The organism is Cytobacillus sp. ABV4_503, from assembly GCF_056158445.1.
In genome coordinates, this window is sequence record NZ_JBSWTH010000001.1 from 1,113,719 (window position 1) to 1,135,057 (window position 21,339).

A 21,339-nucleotide genomic window follows, 5' to 3' on the forward strand; every position below is an offset into this window, starting at 1 on the left:
AGACATTAGTGCAGTAATAAGTGAGGGAAGGTAAAAAGTGTTGCGTTATTATATATACTTTTGATAAAATTAGTACCAAGTCATAATAATTGATAATAATATATAAATAGAGAACGCTTATGGGTTTGTAAATATGAAAGGGAGTGGAACTCCATGAATGCTGGAATTATAGGAATCGGAAGATATCTTCCTGAAAAAGTGGTAACAAATGCAGATTTGGAGAAAATAGTTGATACTTCTGATGAATGGATTCGGACCAGGACTGGAATTGAGGAAAGAAGAATTGCGGATGACAGCATAGATACATCTGATATGGCGTATGAGTCAGCACTTAAAGCATTGGAAAATGCAGGTATAGAAGCAGAGGATTTAGACCTTATTTTAGTTGCAACGGTTACACCGGATTACCCGTTTCCGTCTGTTGCCTGCATGCTTCAGGAGCGATTAAATGCAAACAAGGCAGCGGCAATGGATATTAGCGCTGCATGTGCAGGTTTTATGTATGGTATCATAACGGGAAAACAGTTTATTGAAACAGGAACATATAAACATGTATTGGTAGTAGGTGTTGAAAAGCTTTCCAAAATTACAGACTGGAATGACCGTAATACTGCCGTTTTATTTGGAGATGGAGCAGGCGCAGCTGTAATAGGCCCAGTCTCAGATGGACGGGGGATATTATCATTTGAATTAGGTGCAGATGGCACAGGCGCAAAACATTTATATCAGGATGAATATATCATTATGAATGGACGTGAAGTGTTCAAATTTGCGGTTCGCCAAATGGGTGAAAGCTGCATCAACGTACTTGATAAAGCTGGATTATCCAAAGAGGATGTAGATTTCCTAATCCCTCATCAGGCAAATATCCGCATTATGGAAGCTTCCCGCCAAAGACTGGAACTTCCGGTTGAGAAGATGTCGAAAACAGTGGATAAATACGGAAATACTTCTGCTTCGTCTATTCCAATTGCATTGGTGGAAGAACTGGAAGCGGGTAAAATTAAAGATGATGATTTGCTCGTGATGGTCGGCTTTGGCGGAGGTCTTACCTGGGGAGCCATTGCGATGAGATGGGGAAGATAAGATACCTCATTTTAAATATGATGATAATTTAAAAGGAGCTGCATCAAAATGAATAAAAGAAGAGTTGTCGTTACGGGCATCGGAGCTGTGACACCGCTTGGAAATAATACAGAGACGACATGGAACAATATTAAATCAGGGGTTTCAGGTGTTGGCCCTCTGACTAGATTAAATGCAGATGAATATCCGGCTAAGGTTGCTGCTGAGGTAAAGGATTTCAATCCTGAAGAATATATTGACAAAAAAGATGCAAGAAAAATGGACCGCTTCACACACTATGCTGTTGCATCATCCTTTATGGCCGTAAAGGATGCAAACCTTCAGATTACAGATGAAAATGCACATCGCATCGGTGTTTGGATTGGTTCAGGCATTGGCGGTATGGAAACTTTTGAAAATCAATATGAAACATTTATGAAACGCGGGTACAGAAGGGTGAGCCCATTCTTCGTGCCAATGATGATTCCGGACATGGCAACTGGTCAAGTTTCGATATATTTAGGGGCAAAAGGGTTTAACTCATGTACAGTAACTGCATGTGCCACTGGTACAAACTCAATCGGCGATGCCTTTAAGGTTATTCAGCGCGGCGACGCCGATGCAATGATTTCAGGTGGAGCAGAAGCGCCAATAACAAAGATGTCTGTAGCTGGATTTTGTGCCAATACCGCGCTTTCAACCAATCCAGATCCAAAAACAGCCAGCCGTCCATTTGATCAGAATCGTGACGGGTTTGTTATTGGAGAAGGTGCGGGAATTGTCGTGCTTGAAGAATTGGAGCATGCACTTGCCCGCGGCGCAAAAATTTATGCTGAAATCGTTGGCTATGGCGCTACCGGGGATGCTTATCACATCACTGCACCCGCTCCAGGAGGAGAAGGCGGAGCAAGAGCCATGAAAATGGCGATTGAAGATGGCGGCTTAAAGCCGGAAGATATTGATTATATTAATGCACATGGTACAAGTACCGATTATAATGATAAATTTGAAACATTGGCAATCAAAGAGGTGTTCGGAGAGCATGCCTATAAATTGGCAGTAAGCTCGACTAAATCAATGACAGGGCATCTTCTGGGAGCTGCAGGCGGAATTGAAGCCATCTTCACAGTTCTGGCAATGAAGGAAGGGATCCTGCCACCTACCATTAATTTAGAAAACCCGGATCCTGAATGTGATCTGGATTATGTTCCAAATAAGGCAAGGGAAAAAGAAATAACAGCAGCAATGAGCAATTCACTGGGCTTTGGCGGCCACAATGCAACCATTGTCTTTAAGAGATATGAATAAAAATTAAAACGAAAGCCGATTCAAAGGAAGTTAACCTCCTAGAATCGGTTTTTTATTTTGATGAACAAAATGCGCTCACTTACATAAAATTTATTACATATCGAGTATGTGGAGGTAAGGTAATGGGATAGTTAAAACCGATTTATGGCTTGAAGAAAGCTTTAATGAACCGCTTAAAATATGTGAAAAACTTACAGGATCCTTCAATGATCATGATCCCCGGAAAATATACGAATACTTAATGGAATTCGGCATGTATAAACCTGATCGGTTCAGCAGCAATAATTTCAAGGAATTAAAAGAAAGAGAAACATGGGATTTTACAGAAAAAATATACTTAAAATATAAGAAGAAGTGGGCCGGTCCTAATATCGATGTTTATATCTTTCCTGCGGCAGGGGGAGGTCTTTTTTCGCGGCATTCTGGAAAATCGGGAGTTTCATTCGCAAATATGCTATTTTTGTTTCTTCCTTCTGATATAGCAGAAGACGAAGTAGAGGCTTTATTTGTACATGAATATCACCATACTTGCAGAATTAACTCACAGAAAAAAGATCTTGAAGAATTTACGCTGCTTGATTCCATCATATTGGAAGGGCTTGCCGAACATGCGGTCGAAATTCACTGTGGCAAGAAGTTCAGAGGATCTTGGTGCAGCAGGTATTCAAAAGAAGAAATCAGGAATTTATGGGATAAATTGATCAAGCCTCAGTTGAAATTAAAAAAGAATGAGAGGCTCCATCAGAAGATACTGTATGGTGAAAGACCCTACCCTCCATTAATTGGTTATGCTGCTGGCTACGAAATTGTAAGGGGATTTAGAGAGAAAAAAAGTTTTTCTACAAAACTATCTTTTAGTGCGCCATCCGAATATTTTGTGGACCAAACTTTATATAAACTGGAGTCGTAATCGCTTTAAAGCCCTAAAATGTGGGCTTTTTTTTTGTTATAGAAAAATGAATTTTAACAAATTTTAAAAAAATCTTGCAATTGTAATAACTTTGTAATAATATTTTAGACAAATAGAATGAATTAACAGAATAATTCGAAAAGGTAAGAGGTGTCCTATGAGCACAAATCCCCGTCAACATAAAGACGCACCATTACTAGAGGTGAAGAATTTAGAAACGGCTTTTTCCATAGATGGTACATACTATAATGCAGTTGATAATGTTTCTTTTAGAGTTAAACCTAGACAAATAGTTGGAATCGTAGGAGAGTCGGGCTGCGGTAAATCTGTAATGAGCCTCTCTGTCATGAAGCTCCTGCCTAAGGGCATTGGCCAAATCCGTAATGGAGAAATCATCTTTGACGGTGTTCATTTGGAGAAGATGACAGATTCAGAGATTAATAAAATCAGGGGAAAAGATATCGCGATGATATTCCAGGAACCTATGACTTCTTTAAATCCTGTTTTCTCTATCGGGTTCCAGCTGCAGGAAGTATTATTCAATCATATGAAAATCTCCAAAAGAGAAGCGCGGCTTAAAAGTATCGCACTTCTAAAAAGTGTGGGAATTTCAAGACCTGAAAAAATTGTAGATGAATATCCGCATCAGCTTTCAGGAGGGATGAGGCAAAGGGTCATGATCGCCATCGCCATTGCCTGCCAGCCGAAGCTGCTGATCGCCGATGAGCCGACAACTGCTCTGGATGTAACTGTACAAGCCCAAATTCTTGAACTTCTAAAAGAAATCCAGGAAGTCAATGATATGTCTGTTATTCTTATTACTCATGATCTTGGTGTTGTGGCTGAGATGTGTGATGAGGTAATTGTTATGTATGCAGGGAAGATAGCAGAGCGGACAGATGTAGATTCCTTATTCCACAATCCAAAACATCCTTATACTCAGCTCCTGATGGGAGCCATTCCAAAAATGGATGAAGAAGTGGAAAAGCTAAGCACAATAAAAGGAATTGTGCCTTCATTAAAAAATATGCCTAAAACAGGGTGCAAATTTGCGGCTCGCTGCCCTAAGGCAATGCCGGAATGCCTGACAGTTACACCTCGATTGGCAGAAAATGAAGAAGGACATGAGGTAGCCTGTCTGCTTTACGAGACAAGCCAGCCGAAACATGAGGTGAACGCATAATGAGTACAGAGCATAATAATACAGCTGTTTTAAAAAAGGATAAAAGCAGTAATGATGTGCTTTTAGAGGTTAAGAACCTAAAAACTTACTATCCAATAAAAGGCGGAATCCTTAGAAAGACGGTAGCGGTCGTTAAGGCAGTTGATGATGTTTCCTTTGAAATTAGGAAAGGGGAGACATTGGGGCTGGTGGGAGAATCAGGCTGCGGAAAATCAACCGCAGGCAGAACAATCCTCAGACTTCTAGAACCAACAGACGGACAAATCATATTTGACGGACAGGATATCACAAATGTGAGAGGGACCAGTCTGAGGAAAATCCGCCAGGACTTCCAGATGGTTTTCCAGGATCCTTATGCATCATTAAATCCCACCATGATGGTTGGGCACCTTGTGTCAGAGCCAATCAGAAACTATAACAGCAAATCCGAAAAGGAACTGAAGCCGGAAGTAATGGATCTTCTTGCGAAAGTTGGGCTGCCTGAAGATGCTTACTATAAATACCCGCATGAGTTTTCCGGCGGGCAAAGACAGCGTATCGGAATCGCAAGGGCACTGGCTTTAAGACCAAAGCTCATTATTGCGGATGAGCCTGTTTCCGCCCTGGATGTATCGGTCCAATCTCAGGTATTGAATCTGCTGAAAGAGCTTCAGGATGAATTTGATCTTACTTTCTTATTTATTGCCCACGATTTGAGCGTAGTTAAACATATGAGTGACCGGATAGGGGTTATGTATCTCGGAGGCCTTGTAGAAGTCGCTGAAAAGGACAGCCTCTATGCAGATCCTTTGCATCCTTATACTCAAGCTCTAATATCCGCAATCCCAGAACCGGATCCGCGCAAGAAAAAAGAAAGAATCATTTTAGAGGGCGATGTGCCAAGCCCGATTGATCCTCCAAAAGGATGTACATTCCATCCGCGCTGCGCACATGCAATGCCGGAGTGCCAGAGTATAAAACCGCACTTAAAGGAGGTGAAGCCTGGGCATAGAGTCGCTTGTCACTTATATAAATAAGGCTTTGTCAAAAAATATTTTTCGGGGGGAAACCAATGAAGAAGTCAGCATTTTGGCTGCTTTCGCTTCTGCTTGTCATGTCTGTATTCCTGGCAGCATGTTCCGGCGGCGGAGAGAAGGCCAGCACTGATAAGGAACCAAAAGATGATGGGAAAGCATCAGGAGAAGCTCAAGAGGGTGGAACAGTAACATTCGGTTATACTCAGCCATTTAAAGGTGTTTTATCTTTTGCTTATTACGAGGGTGAAGATGATGTTAATGCCCTTCAGTTTATGCATGAAGGTTTGCTCAAAGTAAATGATGAGCTTATATCTGAACCGAATCTGGCAGATTATGAGTTATCTGAAGACAAGACTAAATTAACTTTCAAGCTTAAGCAAGGCGTTAAATGGCATGATGGTGAGGAATTAACAGCAGAAGATATGGAATTTGCATGGTATTTAATTGCAGATCCAACTTATGAAGGTGCACGTTTTGCTAACGTAGCAATGATCAAAGGTGCTCAAGAATATAAAGATGGAAAAGCTGATACAATTGAAGGCATCAAGGTAATTGACGATTATACGATTGAAGTGACAGTAACTGAGCCTTCTGTTAACTTATTGGAAAATATCTGGATTTATCCTGAGCCAAAGCACCATTACGGGGATATTTCCTCTAAAGAGCTTCCGGACTCCGATCAAATCCGTAAATCGCCAATTGGTGTAGGTCCTTTTAAAGTGAAAAACATCGTACCTGGCGAAATGATTGAATTTGAGCGTTTTGATGATTACTGGCAAGGACCAGCTAAATTGGATGGTGTAGTTTACAAAATTATTGATGGTTCTCTTGCGCAAGGTTTAGTGCAAAACGGAGAAATCGATGTTATTGAAGCTCCAAAGGATCAGTGGGAAGCGATTAAAGCTCTTGACAATGTAAATCCGGTAGAAGCAGATGCGATGTCTTACAGCTATATTGCTTTTGACTGGGGTCACTATGACACTAAAAAAGGTGTAGTAGTATCTGATAACAAGAAGTTCCAGAATAAGTCCCTTCGCCATGCAATGGCACATGCAATTGACCGTCAGGCATTTATCGATGGTTTTGCAAACGGCTTAGGAAAACCATTAAATACTCCTTTCCCATCAGTATCTTGGGCAAAAATTGATGATTCAGAAATCAATCCATATGAATATGATCCAGAAAAAGCAAAGAAATTACTTGACGAAGCAGGATATGTTGACAAAGACGGCGACGGCTTCCGTGAAGATCCAGAAGGCAAGCCATTTACAATTAACTTTGATGCTATGGCAGGCGCTGAAACTTCAGAGGCACGTGCTCAATTCATCCTTCAATCCTGGCAGGAAGTTGGCTTAAATGCTAAGCTAAACGGCGGTTCATTAAAAGATTTCAACTTATTCTATGACACTATTGAAGCAGATGACCCATCTGTTGAAACATTCATGGGTGCTTGGGGACTTGCTAATGACCCAGATCCAGCTGGCATCTGGTTGTCTACTGACAAATGGAATATGTGGAGATGGTACAGCGAAGAGTCTGATGCACTTATCAAAAAGGGTGTAACATTCCCTGAAGATTCCAGTAAAGATGTTCAAGAGCACCGTCAGGAAGTCTATAATGAATGGCAAAAGCTTGTTAACGAAGAATTGCCAATCATCTTCTTCGAACAGCGTGTAGATCCATGGGCGATCAACAAGCGTGTGGGCGGAGTTAAAGTAACTCCATTTGGAACTGATGAGTTCCACAAGTGGCACATTGTAGAGTAATAGGATAAAAGGAACCTGTATTCCTTGAGGGATTTTGTTCTCCCAGGGAGTACAGGTTTAACCAGCGAATAAATTTTTGTTTGGTAAGGGGAATGGAAATGCTACAGTACACAATTCGACGACTCATAGGTATGATTCCAATAATTTTCCTTATCTCAGTAGTGGTTTTCACACTGGCGAAGCTAATGCCTGGTGATGCACTATCTGGAAAAATTGACCCTTTAAACTCAGATCCGGAGTATATTGAAGAAATGCGTGAGCAGATGGGATTGAATGATCCTATTCCTGTACAGTATGTCCGCTGGATGAGTGGTGTGGTCCAAGGAGATTTTGGAGATTCATTTGTTCATAAGCGCCCGGTTATGGAATTAATTGGTGACCGTTTGCCGAACACAATCATATTAGGAATATCAGCTCTAATAATTACTTATTTATTGGCCTTTTTAATGGGAAGATACTCTGGGCGTTTTGCCTATAGTATTGGAGATTATTTAATATCAGCTTTTAACTATTTAGCACTTGCAATTCCCAGCTTTGTTGCAGCTTTAGTTGCCATTTATGTTTTTGCCATCAATCTTGGATGGGTTCCAGCCAGTGGAAGTATCGGCAGCGGGGTAGAAGCAGGAACACTGGAATATTACTTAAGTAAAGCAAAACATACTGTATTGCCGGCTATTGTCCTGGGAGCCATGGCTACAGCCGCTTATACACAGTTCTTAAGAAATGATATGATCGAAAGCTCTCGCAAGGATTATGTTCGTACAGCAAGAGCTAAAGGTACGAAAGAATCTGCGATTTATAATAAGCACATTCTAAGAAACTCCATCATACCTATCGTTACTTTACTGGGATTCGATATTGCCAATCTTTTTGGAGGGGCAATTATCACAGAAACCATTTTCACATACCCTGGCATCGGTTATTTATTCGTAGAATCAGTTAATGCACGTGATTATTCTGTCATGATGGCTATTGCCATGATGCTGACGATTTTAACCCTTATTGGAAATTTAGTTGCAGATTTACTATACGGTCTAGTAGATCCGCGTATTCGTTTAAGTTAGGTAGGTGAGAGTATGGAACCATCAATTTCACAGCAAACTTCGCCTGGTTTAGCAGACCCTGTTAAACCGCCGAAAAGTCAATCACCATGGGCTCTCGCCCGCCGCAAGTTTTTGCGCAATAAAGTGGCAATGATCAGTCTGGTCTTCCTGCTGCTGGTCTGTGCAATGTCCATATTGGCTGAGCCGCTAACTATGCCGGTTGAGGAGACAGCTAAGATCAATTTAACACAAATGAGCAAAGAACCATCTGCTGATCACTACTTTGGCACCGACAAGTCAGGCAGAGACGTTTTTGCCAGAACTCTGCATGGAGGCAAGACTTCACTCTTGCTTGCATTCTCTATCACACTAGCTGTTATTACTATTGGTACTCTTGTTGGTGCTACTGCGGGATATTTTGGCGGCTGGGTCGATAATGCCCTAATGAGATTCACAGACTTTATGATGAACTTTCCATTCCTGCTTTTTGTTATCGTATTAAAATCAATTTTTATCGAATCAAGTACAGGAACCCTTATATTCGTAATAAGTGTACTCAGCTGGACAGGAACTGCCCGACTTGTTCGAAGCAAGGTCATGGCTGAGAAGGAAAATGAATATATTATGAGTGCTGTTTCCATCGGATGCTCTGCACCAAAGACCATCTTTAAACACTTGCTGCCGAATGTAATGTCAACCATTATCGTTCAGGCGACCATTACACTGGCAGCTATGATTGTAGCTGAGACAGGCCTAAGCTTCTTGGGATTCGGTGTACCGATCAACATCCCTACCTGGGGGAATATGCTTCAGGAAGCAAGAAGTCCGGATGTTTTGACCAGTAAATGGTGGATATGGATTCCGCCAGCTGCTGTTCTAACATTTACAATCCTATCGATCAACTTTATTGGAGAAGGCTTAAAAGATGCCTTCAATCCTAAATCCAACAGATAGCAAAGAAACGCCTATAGTCAGGCGTTTTTTTGTTGTCTTTAGGACAATAGCTTGTACATATCCGAACAAATTCCTTCATATACATGTAAAAAAGGACTGGGAGTGAGTTTATGGCAGCATTAAAACCTTTTGGGACTCACGCATATAGTAAAGAATATGTTATTTAGGGCATTTTGGCTTTTAACCGGGTTTGGGATTTCTGTTTCAGGAGGAGTCAGTGTAATAGGGTATTTAAATTTGCTTACAACTGGCCATACCTTCAAAGAATATTTCGATTTTATTATCTCGCGTCCAGAATGTTATCTGCTTCCGATCGGAATCATTATAATAACTTTAAGCATATATTTTCCTTATACTAGTGAGAATGAATAGAGGGAAGGTATTTATTACAGCAATGTCATTCCAAAATTTATTACAAAAAATGGATTGCAAGTGCAATATAGGAATAAATTTACTTCCTACTGCCCATACTGAGTGACAAATAGTTTGTTGAAGTGGGGGTTGAAAAATGTTGTATCTTCATGATGTTTGGGTGAATTGGTTTGAAGGAGAAGAGAATGGATACAATGTATGCCATTTTCATGAATGGAGAAAAGATGATGGCGTAGAACTGCTTGATCAGGTTCCGCTGCTGAAGATTGACCCGGTTCTATTTAATTATATTGAAAACGATCTTTCTGAGCTGCCACAACAACTGCTAGATGATATTTATCAAAAAGCTTACTTAAGGAAAAATCATGAACGTATTCAATTGGAGTATTGTTTCGTAGTTTCGGATGGGACAGGCATATTGGCAGTCGATACAATCGGCTATAATATCCCTATCAGGAAAAGCAGACTTATCCCGCGGCAGGAGCAGCTGGCATATGAAATGCTTGAAAATCAGGAAACGGCAAACTATTCATTTAATGATCAAACAGCATTAAAGGAATTTCATATTCTTTCTCCATCTCCGGATTTGATGGCAGGCCTGACGAGAAAAGAAAGACAGCTTAAGCAGCTGCTGTTTATGGCGCTGGATCAGCTTCATTCCTCCAAAAATGATGCTGAAATCCGTTATTGGTATACGGAGTGGAGCCCGGAACGCTATTCCAAAATTCAGTCAATGAACTTCGAAGAAGCATGGTATGAACTTTACGATGAAAGTAAATACGGCTGGTCAGGTAAACACGAGAAGTTTTGTGAAAACTTAATAAAAGGACAGCCGTTTTTTGAGAAGTTGTGGGAAATGGAGCACGGTCCAAAAGTGAATTAGAAAAAAACAGCCAAAAGGCTGTTTTTTATTTAAAGAAAGGAATGTATAAATTCTAAACTAAGATAACTGTCTAGCTCCAGGCGCCATCGGCTCGCGATCATAAGCCAATCCGTCCAAAAGGTTAGAGACCAACCTTTTAGCCGGCTTGTCTTATGCTTGTCGCCCATAAGCTGGAGCCTTCCGCTTTTCTTATCTCTTTCGGCCGAGTCCCATGGCACTTTCCATTTTTTTAATCATTTTGTATGCAGCCTTATTCGCTTTTTCAGCTCCCTGATCAAGTACCAGATCAAGTTCTTCCGATTCCATTAGCGCATAATATTTATCCTGAATAGGTTTAATTGCTCCAACAACAACATCTGACAGGCCGGCTTTAAAATCTCCATATCCTTTGCCTTCGTATTCCTTTTCAATCTCCGCAACAGTTTTCCCTGAAAGGATTGAGTAAATGGAAAGGAGATTGGATACTCCCGGCTTGTTTTCCTTATCATATTTAACGATGCCTTCAGAATCTGTTACGGCACTTTTTATTTTCTTTTCAATTTGTTTTGGATCGTCTAATAACGATATAAATGACTTTTTATTAGGATCAGACTTGCTCATTTTCTTTAATGGATCCTGAAGGGACATAACCCTCGCGCCTGTTTTGGCGATTCTGACATCAGGAATAGTGAAGATGTCGTTGTACTTCTTATTGAATCTTTCTGCAAGATCGCGAGTTAATTCCAGGTGCTGCTTTTGATCCTCTCCAACTGGGACCAGATCAGTGTTGTATAGCAGGATATCCGCAGCCATCAGAGGTGGATAGGTCAGCAGTCCTGCAGATACAGCATCTTTACCTTCTGATTTGTCTTTGAACTGGGTCATGCGTTCGAGCTCACCGATGTAGGAAACACATTGCATCATCCATCCCGCTTGGGCATGGGCTGGAACTTCCGATTGGATGAATAGGATGGATTTCTCAGGGTCGATTCCAACAGCCAAATATAGAGCAGCCAGGCTTCGGATGTTTTTTCTTAATTCCAGTCTGTCCTGTGGAACTGTTATTGCGTGCTGGTCAACAATGCAGAAATAGCAGTTGTAATCATTCTGCAGTTCAACAAATTGCTTCATGGCACCGATGTAATTTCCAAGTGTTATAGTCCCGCTGGGCTGGATGCCGGAAAATATAGTTTTCATGTTTTTCCTCCTTTAATCGGCCTAAAAAATCATGAATTGACAGGCAGTAAAGAGCTATTTTGGTGCTGAAAGCATAAAAAAGAACCATTCGTCCCTATAAAATAGGGACGAATGGTCCGCGTTGCCACCCTAATTACTCAAATACTGAGTCACTCTGCCCTATGCAGAACAATGCATAGGTCCCCGATAACGCAGGGTAACGCCTGAAAAATTCAGAAGCTCAAAAGTCCATTCGATTTACCGGGCTGCCTGTTTGCACCTTCCACAGACTCTCTGCTAAACCCTCAGTAAATGTACTAATCTTTTTCATTGCCGACTAAATAATTTATTTTTATTTATATTATATAATAAGTTAAACTATCCGGATACAAAAATCAAGTTAATAAAAGGAAAATGAAAGTCACCGATAGCCTCCAATATCGGGTTGAATTTTACAATATATGGGTGGTTATTCCTATTAAAATAGCAAAAAATCTTAAAATGAAAAATTTTTTTATTATCTCAAAAATCTTAATTTATAAGACTTTTTGACGAAAAATGTCATACTCGATTGAATTGCATGTACAAAAAGCCACTTGCAATAAGTTTTTAAACTATTTATAATAAACGTAACAAACATATTCTTTACGAATTTGTTACATTTAAAACAAAACTATATCACTCCAGATAGCGAGAGTATGGTGCATATTGAGTAAGTTTATAGCTTACATCTTATAGATTACTTCTTTTAATCTGAATTATCAGAATATAGGAATAATCTATCTTTAAGAGAATATAAACTTGCTTTTTTTGTTGCCTTCTAAATAGTCTGCAAATTTTTTAAATTGAATTAACAGACTATTTGAGCAATATATCTGGGGCGCACAGTTGTGTTTTTTGTGAATGGCAAGCGTAAGAGTATTGTTTGAGGAAATTAATAGGGGGTTAATACCGTGAACAAAAGATTATCGATCTTTTTTAGCATGCTGCTAGTGCTAAGCATGTTCCTTGCTGCGTGCAGCGGCGGCGGAGACAATGCTGATGGCGGCGACAAAGGCGGAGATGACGGCGGAAAGTCCGATGTACCGCAGGAACTACGAGTAAATATCAACACTGAACCACCATCTTTAAACCCAGGTTTAGCACAGGATTCAACTTCTGGAACTGTTCTGCGAAATGTCTTAGAAGGTCTTACTCGCATCAATCAAGATGGTAAGCCTGAAAATGCAATGGCAGAAGACATCAAAATTTCTGAAGACGGAAAAACTTATACATTCACAATTCGCGATGCTAAATGGTCAAATGAAGACCCAGTAACAGCCAAAGACTTTGAATATGCTTGGAAGTGGGCATTGGATCCTGCTAACAATTCAACATATGCATACCAGCTTTACTACATTGAAGGCGCTGAAGCTTTCAATACAGGCAAAGGTGAAAAGGATGCTGTTGGCGTTAAAGCTATCGATGACAAAACTCTAGAAGTAAAATTAGTAAACCCTACTCCTTACTTTGAAGAATTAACAGCTTTCTATACTTATTTACCGGTTAACAGCAAAATCGCAGAAGCTAACCCAGAATGGGCAACTGATGCTGGTGAAAACTTTACAACTAACGGGCCTTTCCATATGGTTGAATGGTCTCACAGTGACAAGATTGTTCTTGAAAAGAGCAAAACATACTGGGATGCTGAAACAGTTAAGCTTGACAGCATTGAAATGGTTATGATCAATGATCCTAATACTGAATTATCTATGTTTGACAATGGTGAACTAGATTGGGCTGGAGCTCCAACAGGTGCCCTTCCAACTGACGCTATGCAGGCTCTTAAAGACGAAGGCCGCTTAGTGACACAGCCAATCGCAGGTATTTACAATTACAAGTTTAATACAACTGTAGAACCATTTAATAACGTTAATATCCGTAAAGCATTTGCACATGCCATCAACCGTCAGGAGCTAATTGATAACATCCTTCAGGGTGAACAGCTTCCAGCAATGGCGATTGTCCCTCCATCAATGTTTGAAGAAAACGAAAAGGGTTATTTCCCTGACAATGATGTAGAAAAAGCAAAAGAATATTTACAAAAAGGTCTTGAAGAGCTTGGATTGAAAGATGCTTCTGAACTTCCAGCTGTAACTCTTTCTTATAATACTTCTGAGGCGCACCAAAAGATTGCCCAGGCAGTTCAGGATATGTGGAAGCAGAATCTTGGTGTTGAAGTAACTCTAGATAACTCAGAGTGGAATGTATACCTTGATAAATTAGACCAAATGGATTACCAAGTAGCTCGTTTGGGCTGGTTGGGTGACTTTAACGATGCAATCAACTTCTTAGAAATGTACCGTGACGCTGATGGCGGTAACAACAATACTGGATGGGAAAGCAAAGAGTTCCAGGATCTGCTTGCTAAATCTGCAACAGAAACTGACCCTGAAGCTCGCCAGCAGTTATTGAAGGATGCTGAAGCAATCTTCATGGAAGATATGCCAGTAGCTCCAATCTATTTCTATACTAATAACTGGGTACAGGCTGAGAACCTTAAAGATGTTGCAGTATCCGGCCTGGGTGATGTCCAGTATAAGTGGGCACACTTCGAATAAACATAGCTAAACTTACGAAAGGTATATGGGATGCACAATCCCATATACCTTCGTTTCTGATTAAGGCATTGTAATAAATTGGAGGTGTTTGACAATGGCGAAATATATTGGAAAACGCTTGGTGTACATGCTTCTGTCTCTATGGATGATTGTTACAGCAACGTTTTTCTTCATGCGCATTGCACCCGGAAACCCTTTTGCATCTGAGAAAAAACTTCCTCCCGAAATTGAAGCAAACCTGAATGCCCACTTTGGGCTGGACAAGCCATGGTATGCACAGTATTGGGAGTATCTGGTTCGAATTGTCAACTGGGATTTTGGACCATCATTTAAATATAAAAGCCAAACTGTAAACGACTTGATTAATGAAGGTTTTCCTGTTTCATTTCTTCTTGGAATGGAGGCCATTTTTATCGCCGTTGCAGTAGGAGTTCTCTTAGGAATCATTGCAGCATTAAAACATAATAGATGGCCGGATTACACAGCGATGATTGTAGCTGTCTTAGGTATCTCTGTACCTTCCTTTATCATGGCATCATTCCTGCAATATTTCCTGGCAATAAAAATGGGTATTTTCCCTGTTGCACGATGGGAATCATTTATGCACACCGTTCTTCCAGCCGTTGCACTGGCTTCGACACCGATGGCATTTATAGCCCGGTTAACTCGTTCGAGCATGCTTGAAGTTCTGGCGAATGATTATATTAAGACTGCTAAATCAAAAGGTTTAAGCAGGGGAGTAATTACAGTAAAACATACGGTCCGTAATGCCCTTTTACCTGTTGTAACATATATGGGACCATTAACCGCAGGTATTTTAACAGGAAGTTTCGTTATTGAAAGAATCTTCGGTATTCCTGGACTTGGTGCACACTTTGTAACAAGTATCAACAATCGTGATTATACGGTAATTATGGGTGTAACAGTTTTCTACAGTATTCTGTTGCTTGTATCTATTCTCCTTGTTGACATTGCATACGGAATCATCGACCCACGCATCAAACTTGCTGGCGGGAAGAAAGGAGAGTAATTATGCAGATTTCGAAAGATAAGTTCAAGTTAGTCGGAACACAGCTTGGTGAAGCTGAAAAAATTTCAAAGCCTAGTCTTTCTTTTTGGAAAGATGTATTTATTCGATTTCGAAAAAACAAGCTTGCCCTGTTTGGATTAGTATTATTGGGACTGCTAATCTTCATGGCAATCTTTGGACCATATATGACTCCATATGATTATGCATCAAATGATCTGGGCAATAAAAACCAGCCGCCTTCTTCTGAACATTGGTTTGGCACAGATGATCTTGGCCGTGATGTATTTGCCCGCACATGGGAAGGTGCACGAATTTCCATCTTCATTGGAGTTGCTGCAGCTGTAATTGATTTGATTATTGGTGTACTTTGGGGCGGTATAGCCGGTTATAAGGGCGGACGCACAGACGAGGGTATGATGCGCTTTGCCGATATTTTATATGGTGTACCGTATTTATTATTAGTAATCTTGTTAATGGTTGTGCTAGGACAGGGATTGTCTACTATGATCATAGCAATGTCCATTACAGGTTGGATCAATATGTCCCGTATTGTCCGCGGTCAGGTGTTATCTCTGAAAAATCAGGAATATGTCCTGGCAGCCAAAACGCTTGGTGCAAATACAAGCAGAATTATGGGCAAACACTTAATTCCAAATTCAATGGGACCTATTTTAGTCACAATGACGCTGACGATCCCTTCTGCCATTTTTACTGAAGCATTTTTAAGCTTTATTGGCCTTGGATTAACACCGCCGATAGCAAGCTGGGGAACAATGGCCAATGATGGATTGCCGGCTATGCGTTACTACCCATGGCGTTTATTCTTCCCTGCTACGTTTATCTGTTTAACGATCTTTGCTTTTAACGTAGTTGGCGATGGCTTGCGTGATGCTCTAGATCCAAGAATGCGTAAATAAAGGAGTGAGAACATGGAAAAATTACTTGAAGTAAAAAATTTAGAAGTCTCATTCCAAACATATGGAGGTACAGTAAAAGCAGTCCGGGGAGTCAGCTTTGACCTTCATAAGGGAGAGACGCTAGCGATTGTTGGTGAATCTGGGTCAGGCAAAAGTGTTACTTCCCAGTCTATTATGAAGTTAATACCTATGCCGCCAGGCCGAATTTCAGGCGGGCAGATCCTGATGAATGGTGAAGACATTGTACCTAAAACAGAAAAACAAATGGAAAAGATTCGCGGTAAAGAAATCAGTATGATTTTCCAGGATCCGATGACGTCTTTGAATCCAACGATGAGGGTTGGAAATCAGATAATGGAAGTGCTGATTAAACACCAAAATATGACGAAGACTGATGCCAAAAACAGAGCAATTGAATTACTGAGACTTGTTGGTATTCCGATGCCTGAGAAAAGAGTGAATCAATATCCACATGAATTCTCTGGCGGTATGAGACAGCGTGCCATGATTGCGATTGCTCTTGCAGCCAATCCAAAGCTGCTTATTGCTGATGAGCCGACAACAGCACTTGACGTTACTATTCAGGCGCAAATCCTGGAGCTAATGAAAGATCTTCAAAATAAAATGGATACTTCCATCATCTTTATCACGCACGATCTGGGTGTTGTTGCAAATGTCGCGGACCGTGTTGCTGTAATGTATGCTGGCCAGATTGTTGAAATGGGCACTGTTGATGAAATTTTCTATGATCCGCGCCATCCTTATACATGGGGATTACTTGCATCAATGCCAAGCTTAGAAAATGATGATAAAGCTGAATTAGCTGCAATACCTGGAACACCTCCAGATCTGACGAATCCTCCAAAGGGAGACGCATTTGCAGCCAGAAATCAATATGCACTAGCAATTGACTTTGAAGAAGAGCCGCCAATGTTCCAAATTTCAGAAACACATTTTGCAAAAACTTGGCTGCTTCACCCGGATGCTCCAAAGGTTGAGCCGCCGGAAGCAGTAAAAAGACGTATGCGCCAATTATCCTCCACATTTGAAAAGCCTGTATTAGTGAAGGAGGGAAAATAATAATGGCAGAAAAATTGCTTGAAATTAAAAATTTAAAACAGCATTTTAATGTAGGCCGTCCAAATATGGTAAAAGCAGTTGATGGGATTACTTTTGATATTTTTAAGGGAGAGACCCTTGGACTTGTAGGTGAGTCTGGCTGCGGTAAATCAACTACTGGACGAACCATTATCAGATTATACGATGCAACAGATGGTCAAGTTCTTTTTGAAGGTGAAGATGTTCACGGCAAAAAGTCTGCAAAAGAACTAAAAAAGTTTAACCGGAAAATGCAAATGATTTTCCAGGATCCTTATGCTTCCTTGAATCCGCGTATGACTGTAGCCGATATTATTGCTGAAGGCATCGATATCCACGGTTTGGCAAAGAGCAAAAAGGAACGTATGGAGAGGGTTTATGAGCTTCTGGAAACAGTTGGTTTGAACAAAGAGCATGCTAACCGTTACCCTCATGAATTCTCTGGAGGACAGAGACAGCGTATCGGGATTGCCCGCGCGCTTGCGGTTGACCCGGACTTTATTATTGCCGATGAGCCAATATCAGCATTGGACGTTTCCATCCAGGCTCAGGTAGTAAACCTTATGAAAAAACTGCAGCGTGAAAAAGGATTAACATACCTGTTTATCGCTCATGACTTATCTATGGTTAAGTACATCAGCGATCGTATTGGTGTAATGTATTTCGGCAAACTGGTAGAGCTTGCGCCAGCAGAAGATTTATACGCCAATCCAATGCATCCATATACTCAATCACTGCTGTCTGCTATTCCTCTTCCAGATCCGGAAACGGAACGTGCCCGCAGAAGAAAGTCTTATGACCCAGCAGTCCACAATTACGCTGACAATGAAGAGCTGGAAATGCGTGAAATTACTCCGGGACATTTTGTTTACTGTTCTGAAAAAGAGTATAACGAATTAAAAGCCCAATATGCCAAATAACAAAAAACGATCTCAACTGAGATCGTTTTTTACATCCTGGAAAAGTAAGTGTTTGCTATACTTATGCTTATCCTTTTTGATAATAAAAAGGAGTTACCAAGATGTATGTTGCTCAGTCAAATATGTAGAGAGTAGAAATATCTCTTTAGCACGTTTATTCGCTAATGTAAGCTTTAGTATATAATACAACATTTTCTAGAATATTACTATTAGAATTTTCGATTATTTATATTTTTCCGTCAATTTGTCTAATTAAGCAGCATTTTAATATTTTTTTAATATTATTGGTTTAAAGAACACTAAAAAAGATAATTTAGTATAAAGATAGTTCTTAATTCTTTGAATTAATCTTATAATGGAGGAAACAACAAGCAGAACTTCATAAAGGGGGCATCACATTTGAAAAAGTCAGTACCTCTTGCTGCTGCCTTAATGTTAGTGTCAGGTCTGTTCATTTCTGCCCAATCCGGGGATGCAAAAGAACAGGAAACCGAGGAACCAGGCCAAAACCCGCAAAGGGAACATGTTTCGCTTGTAAAAGCACTGCCAGAAAAAATAAACCGGTTTCAATTTGATTCTGGCTATCATTTTCAATATCCTGATGCTGTAAGAGGGATATATGTTACCGGACATTCTGCAGGCGGCGAAAAGTTTAATAACCTGGTGAATTTGATGGATGAAACTGATTTAAATGCGATGGTAATCGATATTAAGGACGATTGGGGTAATCTTACTTATATTCCTGAAGATAGCTCACCATATCATGAAATTGGAAAACCTTACATAAAGGATTCAAGTAAAATCCTGAAAGTCATGGAAGATAAGCAAATATATCCGATTGCACGGGTAGTTGTTTTCAAAGATTCTGTCCTGGCAAATAAAAAGCCGGAATGGTCTTATAAGGAAGGAGACAAAGTATGGAAAAATGGCAGAGGTGAATCATTTGTTAATCCATTTATAAAAGAAGTTTGGGATTACAATGTGGGAATTGCAATTGAAGCTGCCAAAATGGGATTTCAGGAAATTCAATTTGACTATGTCCGGTTTCCTGAAGGGTTTGAACACCGCGATAGCTCTTTGAAATATAGTATGGGTGAATATAAAAATCTTAAAATAAAAAATGTGCAGAAGCGAGTAAGCGCTGTAACAGACTTCGTTGAGTATGCAAGGAAAGAGCTTGAGCCATATGGAGTAAAGGTATCGGTTGATATCTTTGGTTACACGGCTACCCTCCCTGAAGCTCCAGGAATTGGTCAAAATTTTTCTAAGATCTCAGAACATGTAGATGTAATTTCTTCTATGATTTATCCAAGCCACTGGACTTCCTATTTTGGAATAGCCAAACCAGATCTGGAACCTTATAAGCTGGTTTCTGAATATGCAAAGCTTGAGAATAGGAAATTGGAAGAGTTGGATAGTCCGCCTGTTTCAAGACCGTGGCTGCAGGATTTTACAGCTTCTTATTTAGGAGCCGGAAATTATAAGGAGTATGGAAGAGCCGAGGTTGAAGCTCAAATAAAGGCATTGAACGAACAGGGAATTAATGAATTCCTTTTATGGAATGCGGGTAATTCGTATACACCAAAAGTGGATTATACACCATAAAAGCCAGAAAGAGGCCGATTATTTTGGCCTCCTTCTGGCTTTGTTTATCAATAAATTAAGTTAAATATCATTTGACACCAATCTTGAATGCGGTATCATAGTATAGAGGCATAGGTTACTGCTTTTTCTTACCGCCTACGCTTTTCCATCCAGTCTGCACCCTTGCAGATTGATCCACGAATTCGGATTTATTTTTACCGCCAAACACCTTTTCTCCAATACCATTAGTTAGTACACCTAATAAGGCAGTAAATCCAATTATGAGCAGTGCAACAATTGTTAAATCAGTTATGTAACCAACCATGATAAACCTCCATCTTTCTTTTCACAGTATCCTGTGATTAGTGTATAAAACATCCCTAATCTTATTTTATTCGAAATTTTCCAGTATTAAAAGGGGTAATTCCACAAATACTTTATCTGATTGGAAATAGTATAAAAGGCTAAAGCATAAAAGTGAGTGGAAAGGAAAGCTGGGAGCTTATCATGCTGGAATAAATATTCATGTTCAATAAACAGTTTATCGTTTGTGAGCAAAAAAAGGAGAAGATCCATGCATTGGTATGAAAAACTGAATCAATATTTCCCTATTGAAGAAATGAAATCGAGAGAACATATGGAAACCTTATTAAAGGAACGGTCAGACATTTATCATAAAGATGAAGGTCAACACCATGTACTTATGTATGTGGAATTGGATAACTTTGTGTTTATTGATTATCTGTTTGTTTCAAAGGAATCCAGAGGACAAGGGCTTGGCCATAAATTACTTCAAAAGCTGAAAGCCAAAGGCAAGCCGATCATTTTGGAAGTTGAACCAGTGGATTATGAAGACACGGATACAGAGAAGCGCCTTCGGTTCTATAAAAGAGAAGGGTTTGAGCATGCACAATCAATCGGATACAGCCGCCGGTCTCTTGCAACAAATGAAATCAATACAATGGAAATTCTATATTGGTCTCCTGAGAATGAAAGTGAAGAAATGATTTATGAAGCTATGAGGAAAACATATAAAATGATACACACATACAGAGATGAACATTTCTATGGAAAGTCCTATCAGCCTGTAGATGAGGTCCTGACCTATGAGGAAAATAAAAATGGGACGGATGTATTGGAGGATCTTTAAGAATTGGGAAAACACAGCCATTTTTGTAAATGGCTGTGTTTTCATTTTCATTTATTAATTGAGAAAATGTTAATATCAATTTTAGGTTTAATCAAAATTAATAAGGGTATACAAAGTATAAATAAAATAATTTAATACATAAAATTCCCTTGAGCTAAAGGCTTAAGAATCTTATGGAAGAAATTATAGCAAAAAAGATATAAAAAAATGAAACTTTTTGCTTGTTCATTCGTCTTATTAAGTAGATTCTAATTCTTAATCCATTTGTTTAATAAATGTTTAATACTTTTATCATATTTATAAAAAGTTATACCAAATAGATATTGTTTGGTGTATAATAAATAATATAAATTCCTTGATTAAAGTTATTTTAATCTAGAAAACT

19 protein-coding genes and 1 other annotated feature are annotated in these 21,339 nt (G+C 39.8%); of the genes, 17 read left to right on the forward strand and 2 right to left on the reverse strand.

The window, feature by feature from the left end; all coding sequences use genetic code 11:
• Positions 1-153 precede the first annotated feature (153 nt).
• The 10 genes from ACXAD1_RS05730 (at position 154) to ACXAD1_RS05775 (ending at position 10,500) form a co-directional block, all read left to right on the forward strand.
• The gene (locus ACXAD1_RS05730; RefSeq protein ID WP_206835283.1) at positions 154-1,086 is read left to right on the forward strand and encodes a beta-ketoacyl-ACP synthase III; all 933 of its coding nucleotides are present in this window, start codon (positions 154-156) and stop codon (positions 1,084-1,086) included.
• Positions 1,087-1,134: 48 nt separating this feature from the next.
• Positions 1,135-2,373, forward strand: coding sequence for a beta-ketoacyl-ACP synthase II (gene fabF, locus ACXAD1_RS05735; protein WP_206835286.1), 1,239 nt, complete (start codon positions 1,135-1,137; stop codon positions 2,371-2,373).
• A gap of 253 nt (positions 2,374-2,626) precedes the next feature.
• The gene (locus ACXAD1_RS05740; RefSeq protein WP_474909630.1) at positions 2,627-3,283 is read left to right on the forward strand and encodes a DUF2268 domain-containing putative Zn-dependent protease; all 657 of its coding nucleotides are present in this window, start codon (positions 2,627-2,629) and stop codon (positions 3,281-3,283) included.
• Between the two features lie 157 nt (positions 3,284-3,440).
• Complete coding sequence (locus tag ACXAD1_RS05745; RefSeq protein WP_206835292.1) at positions 3,441-4,466, forward strand: ABC transporter ATP-binding protein; 1,026 nt, start codon at positions 3,441-3,443, stop codon at positions 4,464-4,466.
• Positions 4,466-5,482, forward strand: coding sequence for an ABC transporter ATP-binding protein (locus ACXAD1_RS05750; protein ID WP_474909631.1), 1,017 nt, complete (start codon positions 4,466-4,468; stop codon positions 5,480-5,482). The genes ACXAD1_RS05745 and ACXAD1_RS05750 overlap by 1 nt, the downstream gene beginning before the upstream one ends.
• Positions 5,483-5,517: 35 nt before the next feature.
• Positions 5,518-7,248 carry an oligopeptide ABC transporter substrate-binding protein gene (gene opp4A, locus ACXAD1_RS05755; protein ID WP_206835298.1) on the forward strand — a complete coding sequence of 577 codons (1,731 nt, stop codon included), beginning with the start codon at positions 5,518-5,520 and terminating at the stop codon, positions 7,246-7,248.
• Positions 7,249-7,346: 98 nt separating this feature from the next.
• A complete protein-coding gene (gene opp4B / locus ACXAD1_RS05760; RefSeq protein ID WP_206835300.1) occupies positions 7,347-8,312 on the forward strand; it encodes an oligopeptide ABC transporter permease in 966 nt (321 codons plus the stop codon).
• Between the two features lie 12 nt (positions 8,313-8,324).
• Entirely contained in the window at positions 8,325-9,245 is a 921-nt protein-coding gene (opp4C, locus tag ACXAD1_RS05765) for an oligopeptide ABC transporter permease (protein WP_206835302.1), read from the forward strand.
• Positions 9,246-9,401: 156 nt separating this feature from the next.
• The gene (locus ACXAD1_RS05770; protein WP_244671093.1) at positions 9,402-9,617 is read left to right on the forward strand and encodes a YuzI family membrane protein; all 216 of its coding nucleotides are present in this window, start codon (positions 9,402-9,404) and stop codon (positions 9,615-9,617) included.
• A gap of 136 nt (positions 9,618-9,753) precedes the next feature.
• On the forward strand, positions 9,754-10,500 hold the full coding sequence (locus ACXAD1_RS05775) for a YjbA family protein (protein WP_206835304.1): 747 nt from the start codon (positions 9,754-9,756) through the stop codon (positions 10,498-10,500).
• Positions 10,501-10,689: 189 nt separating this feature from the next.
• Here the strand turns inward: ACXAD1_RS05775 and trpS are convergent, their stop codons facing one another.
• Positions 10,690-11,676, reverse strand: coding sequence for a tryptophan--tRNA ligase (gene trpS / locus ACXAD1_RS05780; RefSeq protein ID WP_206835306.1), 987 nt, complete (start codon positions 11,674-11,676; stop codon positions 10,690-10,692).
• Between the two features lie 100 nt (positions 11,677-11,776).
• Positions 11,777-11,995 (reverse strand) — a binding site (T-box leader).
• A gap of 613 nt (positions 11,996-12,608) precedes the next feature.
• On the opposite strand from trpS, the gene ACXAD1_RS05785 reads away from it, so the two are divergent.
• The 6 genes from ACXAD1_RS05785 to ACXAD1_RS05810 all read left to right on the forward strand — a co-directional run bounded on the left by ACXAD1_RS05785 (position 12,609) and on the right by ACXAD1_RS05810 (position 19,825).
• Positions 12,609-14,255, forward strand: coding sequence for a peptide ABC transporter substrate-binding protein (locus tag ACXAD1_RS05785; protein WP_206835308.1), 1,647 nt, complete (start codon positions 12,609-12,611; stop codon positions 14,253-14,255).
• Positions 14,256-14,349: 94 nt separating this feature from the next.
• Positions 14,350-15,285, forward strand: a complete 936-nt coding sequence (locus ACXAD1_RS05790; protein ID WP_206835310.1) for an ABC transporter permease — start codon at positions 14,350-14,352, stop codon at positions 15,283-15,285.
• Positions 15,285-16,202 carry an ABC transporter permease gene (locus ACXAD1_RS05795; RefSeq protein WP_370224732.1) on the forward strand — a complete coding sequence of 306 codons (918 nt, stop codon included), beginning with the start codon at positions 15,285-15,287 and terminating at the stop codon, positions 16,200-16,202. The genes ACXAD1_RS05790 and ACXAD1_RS05795 overlap by 1 nt, the downstream gene beginning before the upstream one ends.
• A gap of 12 nt (positions 16,203-16,214) precedes the next feature.
• Complete coding sequence (locus tag ACXAD1_RS05800) at positions 16,215-17,282, forward strand: ABC transporter ATP-binding protein (protein ID WP_206835313.1); 1,068 nt, start codon at positions 16,215-16,217, stop codon at positions 17,280-17,282.
• A 2-nt stretch (positions 17,283-17,284) separates the two neighbouring features.
• On the forward strand, positions 17,285-18,220 hold the full coding sequence (locus ACXAD1_RS05805) for an ABC transporter ATP-binding protein (RefSeq protein ID WP_206835316.1): 936 nt from the start codon (positions 17,285-17,287) through the stop codon (positions 18,218-18,220).
• A gap of 399 nt (positions 18,221-18,619) precedes the next feature.
• Complete coding sequence (locus tag ACXAD1_RS05810) at positions 18,620-19,825, forward strand: putative glycoside hydrolase (RefSeq protein ID WP_370224723.1); 1,206 nt, start codon at positions 18,620-18,622, stop codon at positions 19,823-19,825.
• A 115-nt stretch (positions 19,826-19,940) separates the two neighbouring features.
• On the opposite strand, the gene ACXAD1_RS05815 is transcribed toward ACXAD1_RS05810, so the two are convergent.
• Positions 19,941-20,129 (reverse strand): hypothetical protein, encoded by a 189-nt coding sequence (locus ACXAD1_RS05815; protein ID WP_159868752.1) that lies wholly within the window; start codon positions 20,127-20,129, stop codon positions 19,941-19,943.
• Positions 20,130-20,378: 249 nt separating this feature from the next.
• Between ACXAD1_RS05815 and ACXAD1_RS05820 the strand changes: the two genes are divergently transcribed.
• Entirely contained in the window at positions 20,379-20,954 is a 576-nt protein-coding gene (locus ACXAD1_RS05820) for a GNAT family N-acetyltransferase (protein WP_206835321.1), read from the forward strand.
• Positions 20,955-21,339: the final 385 nt, after the last annotated feature.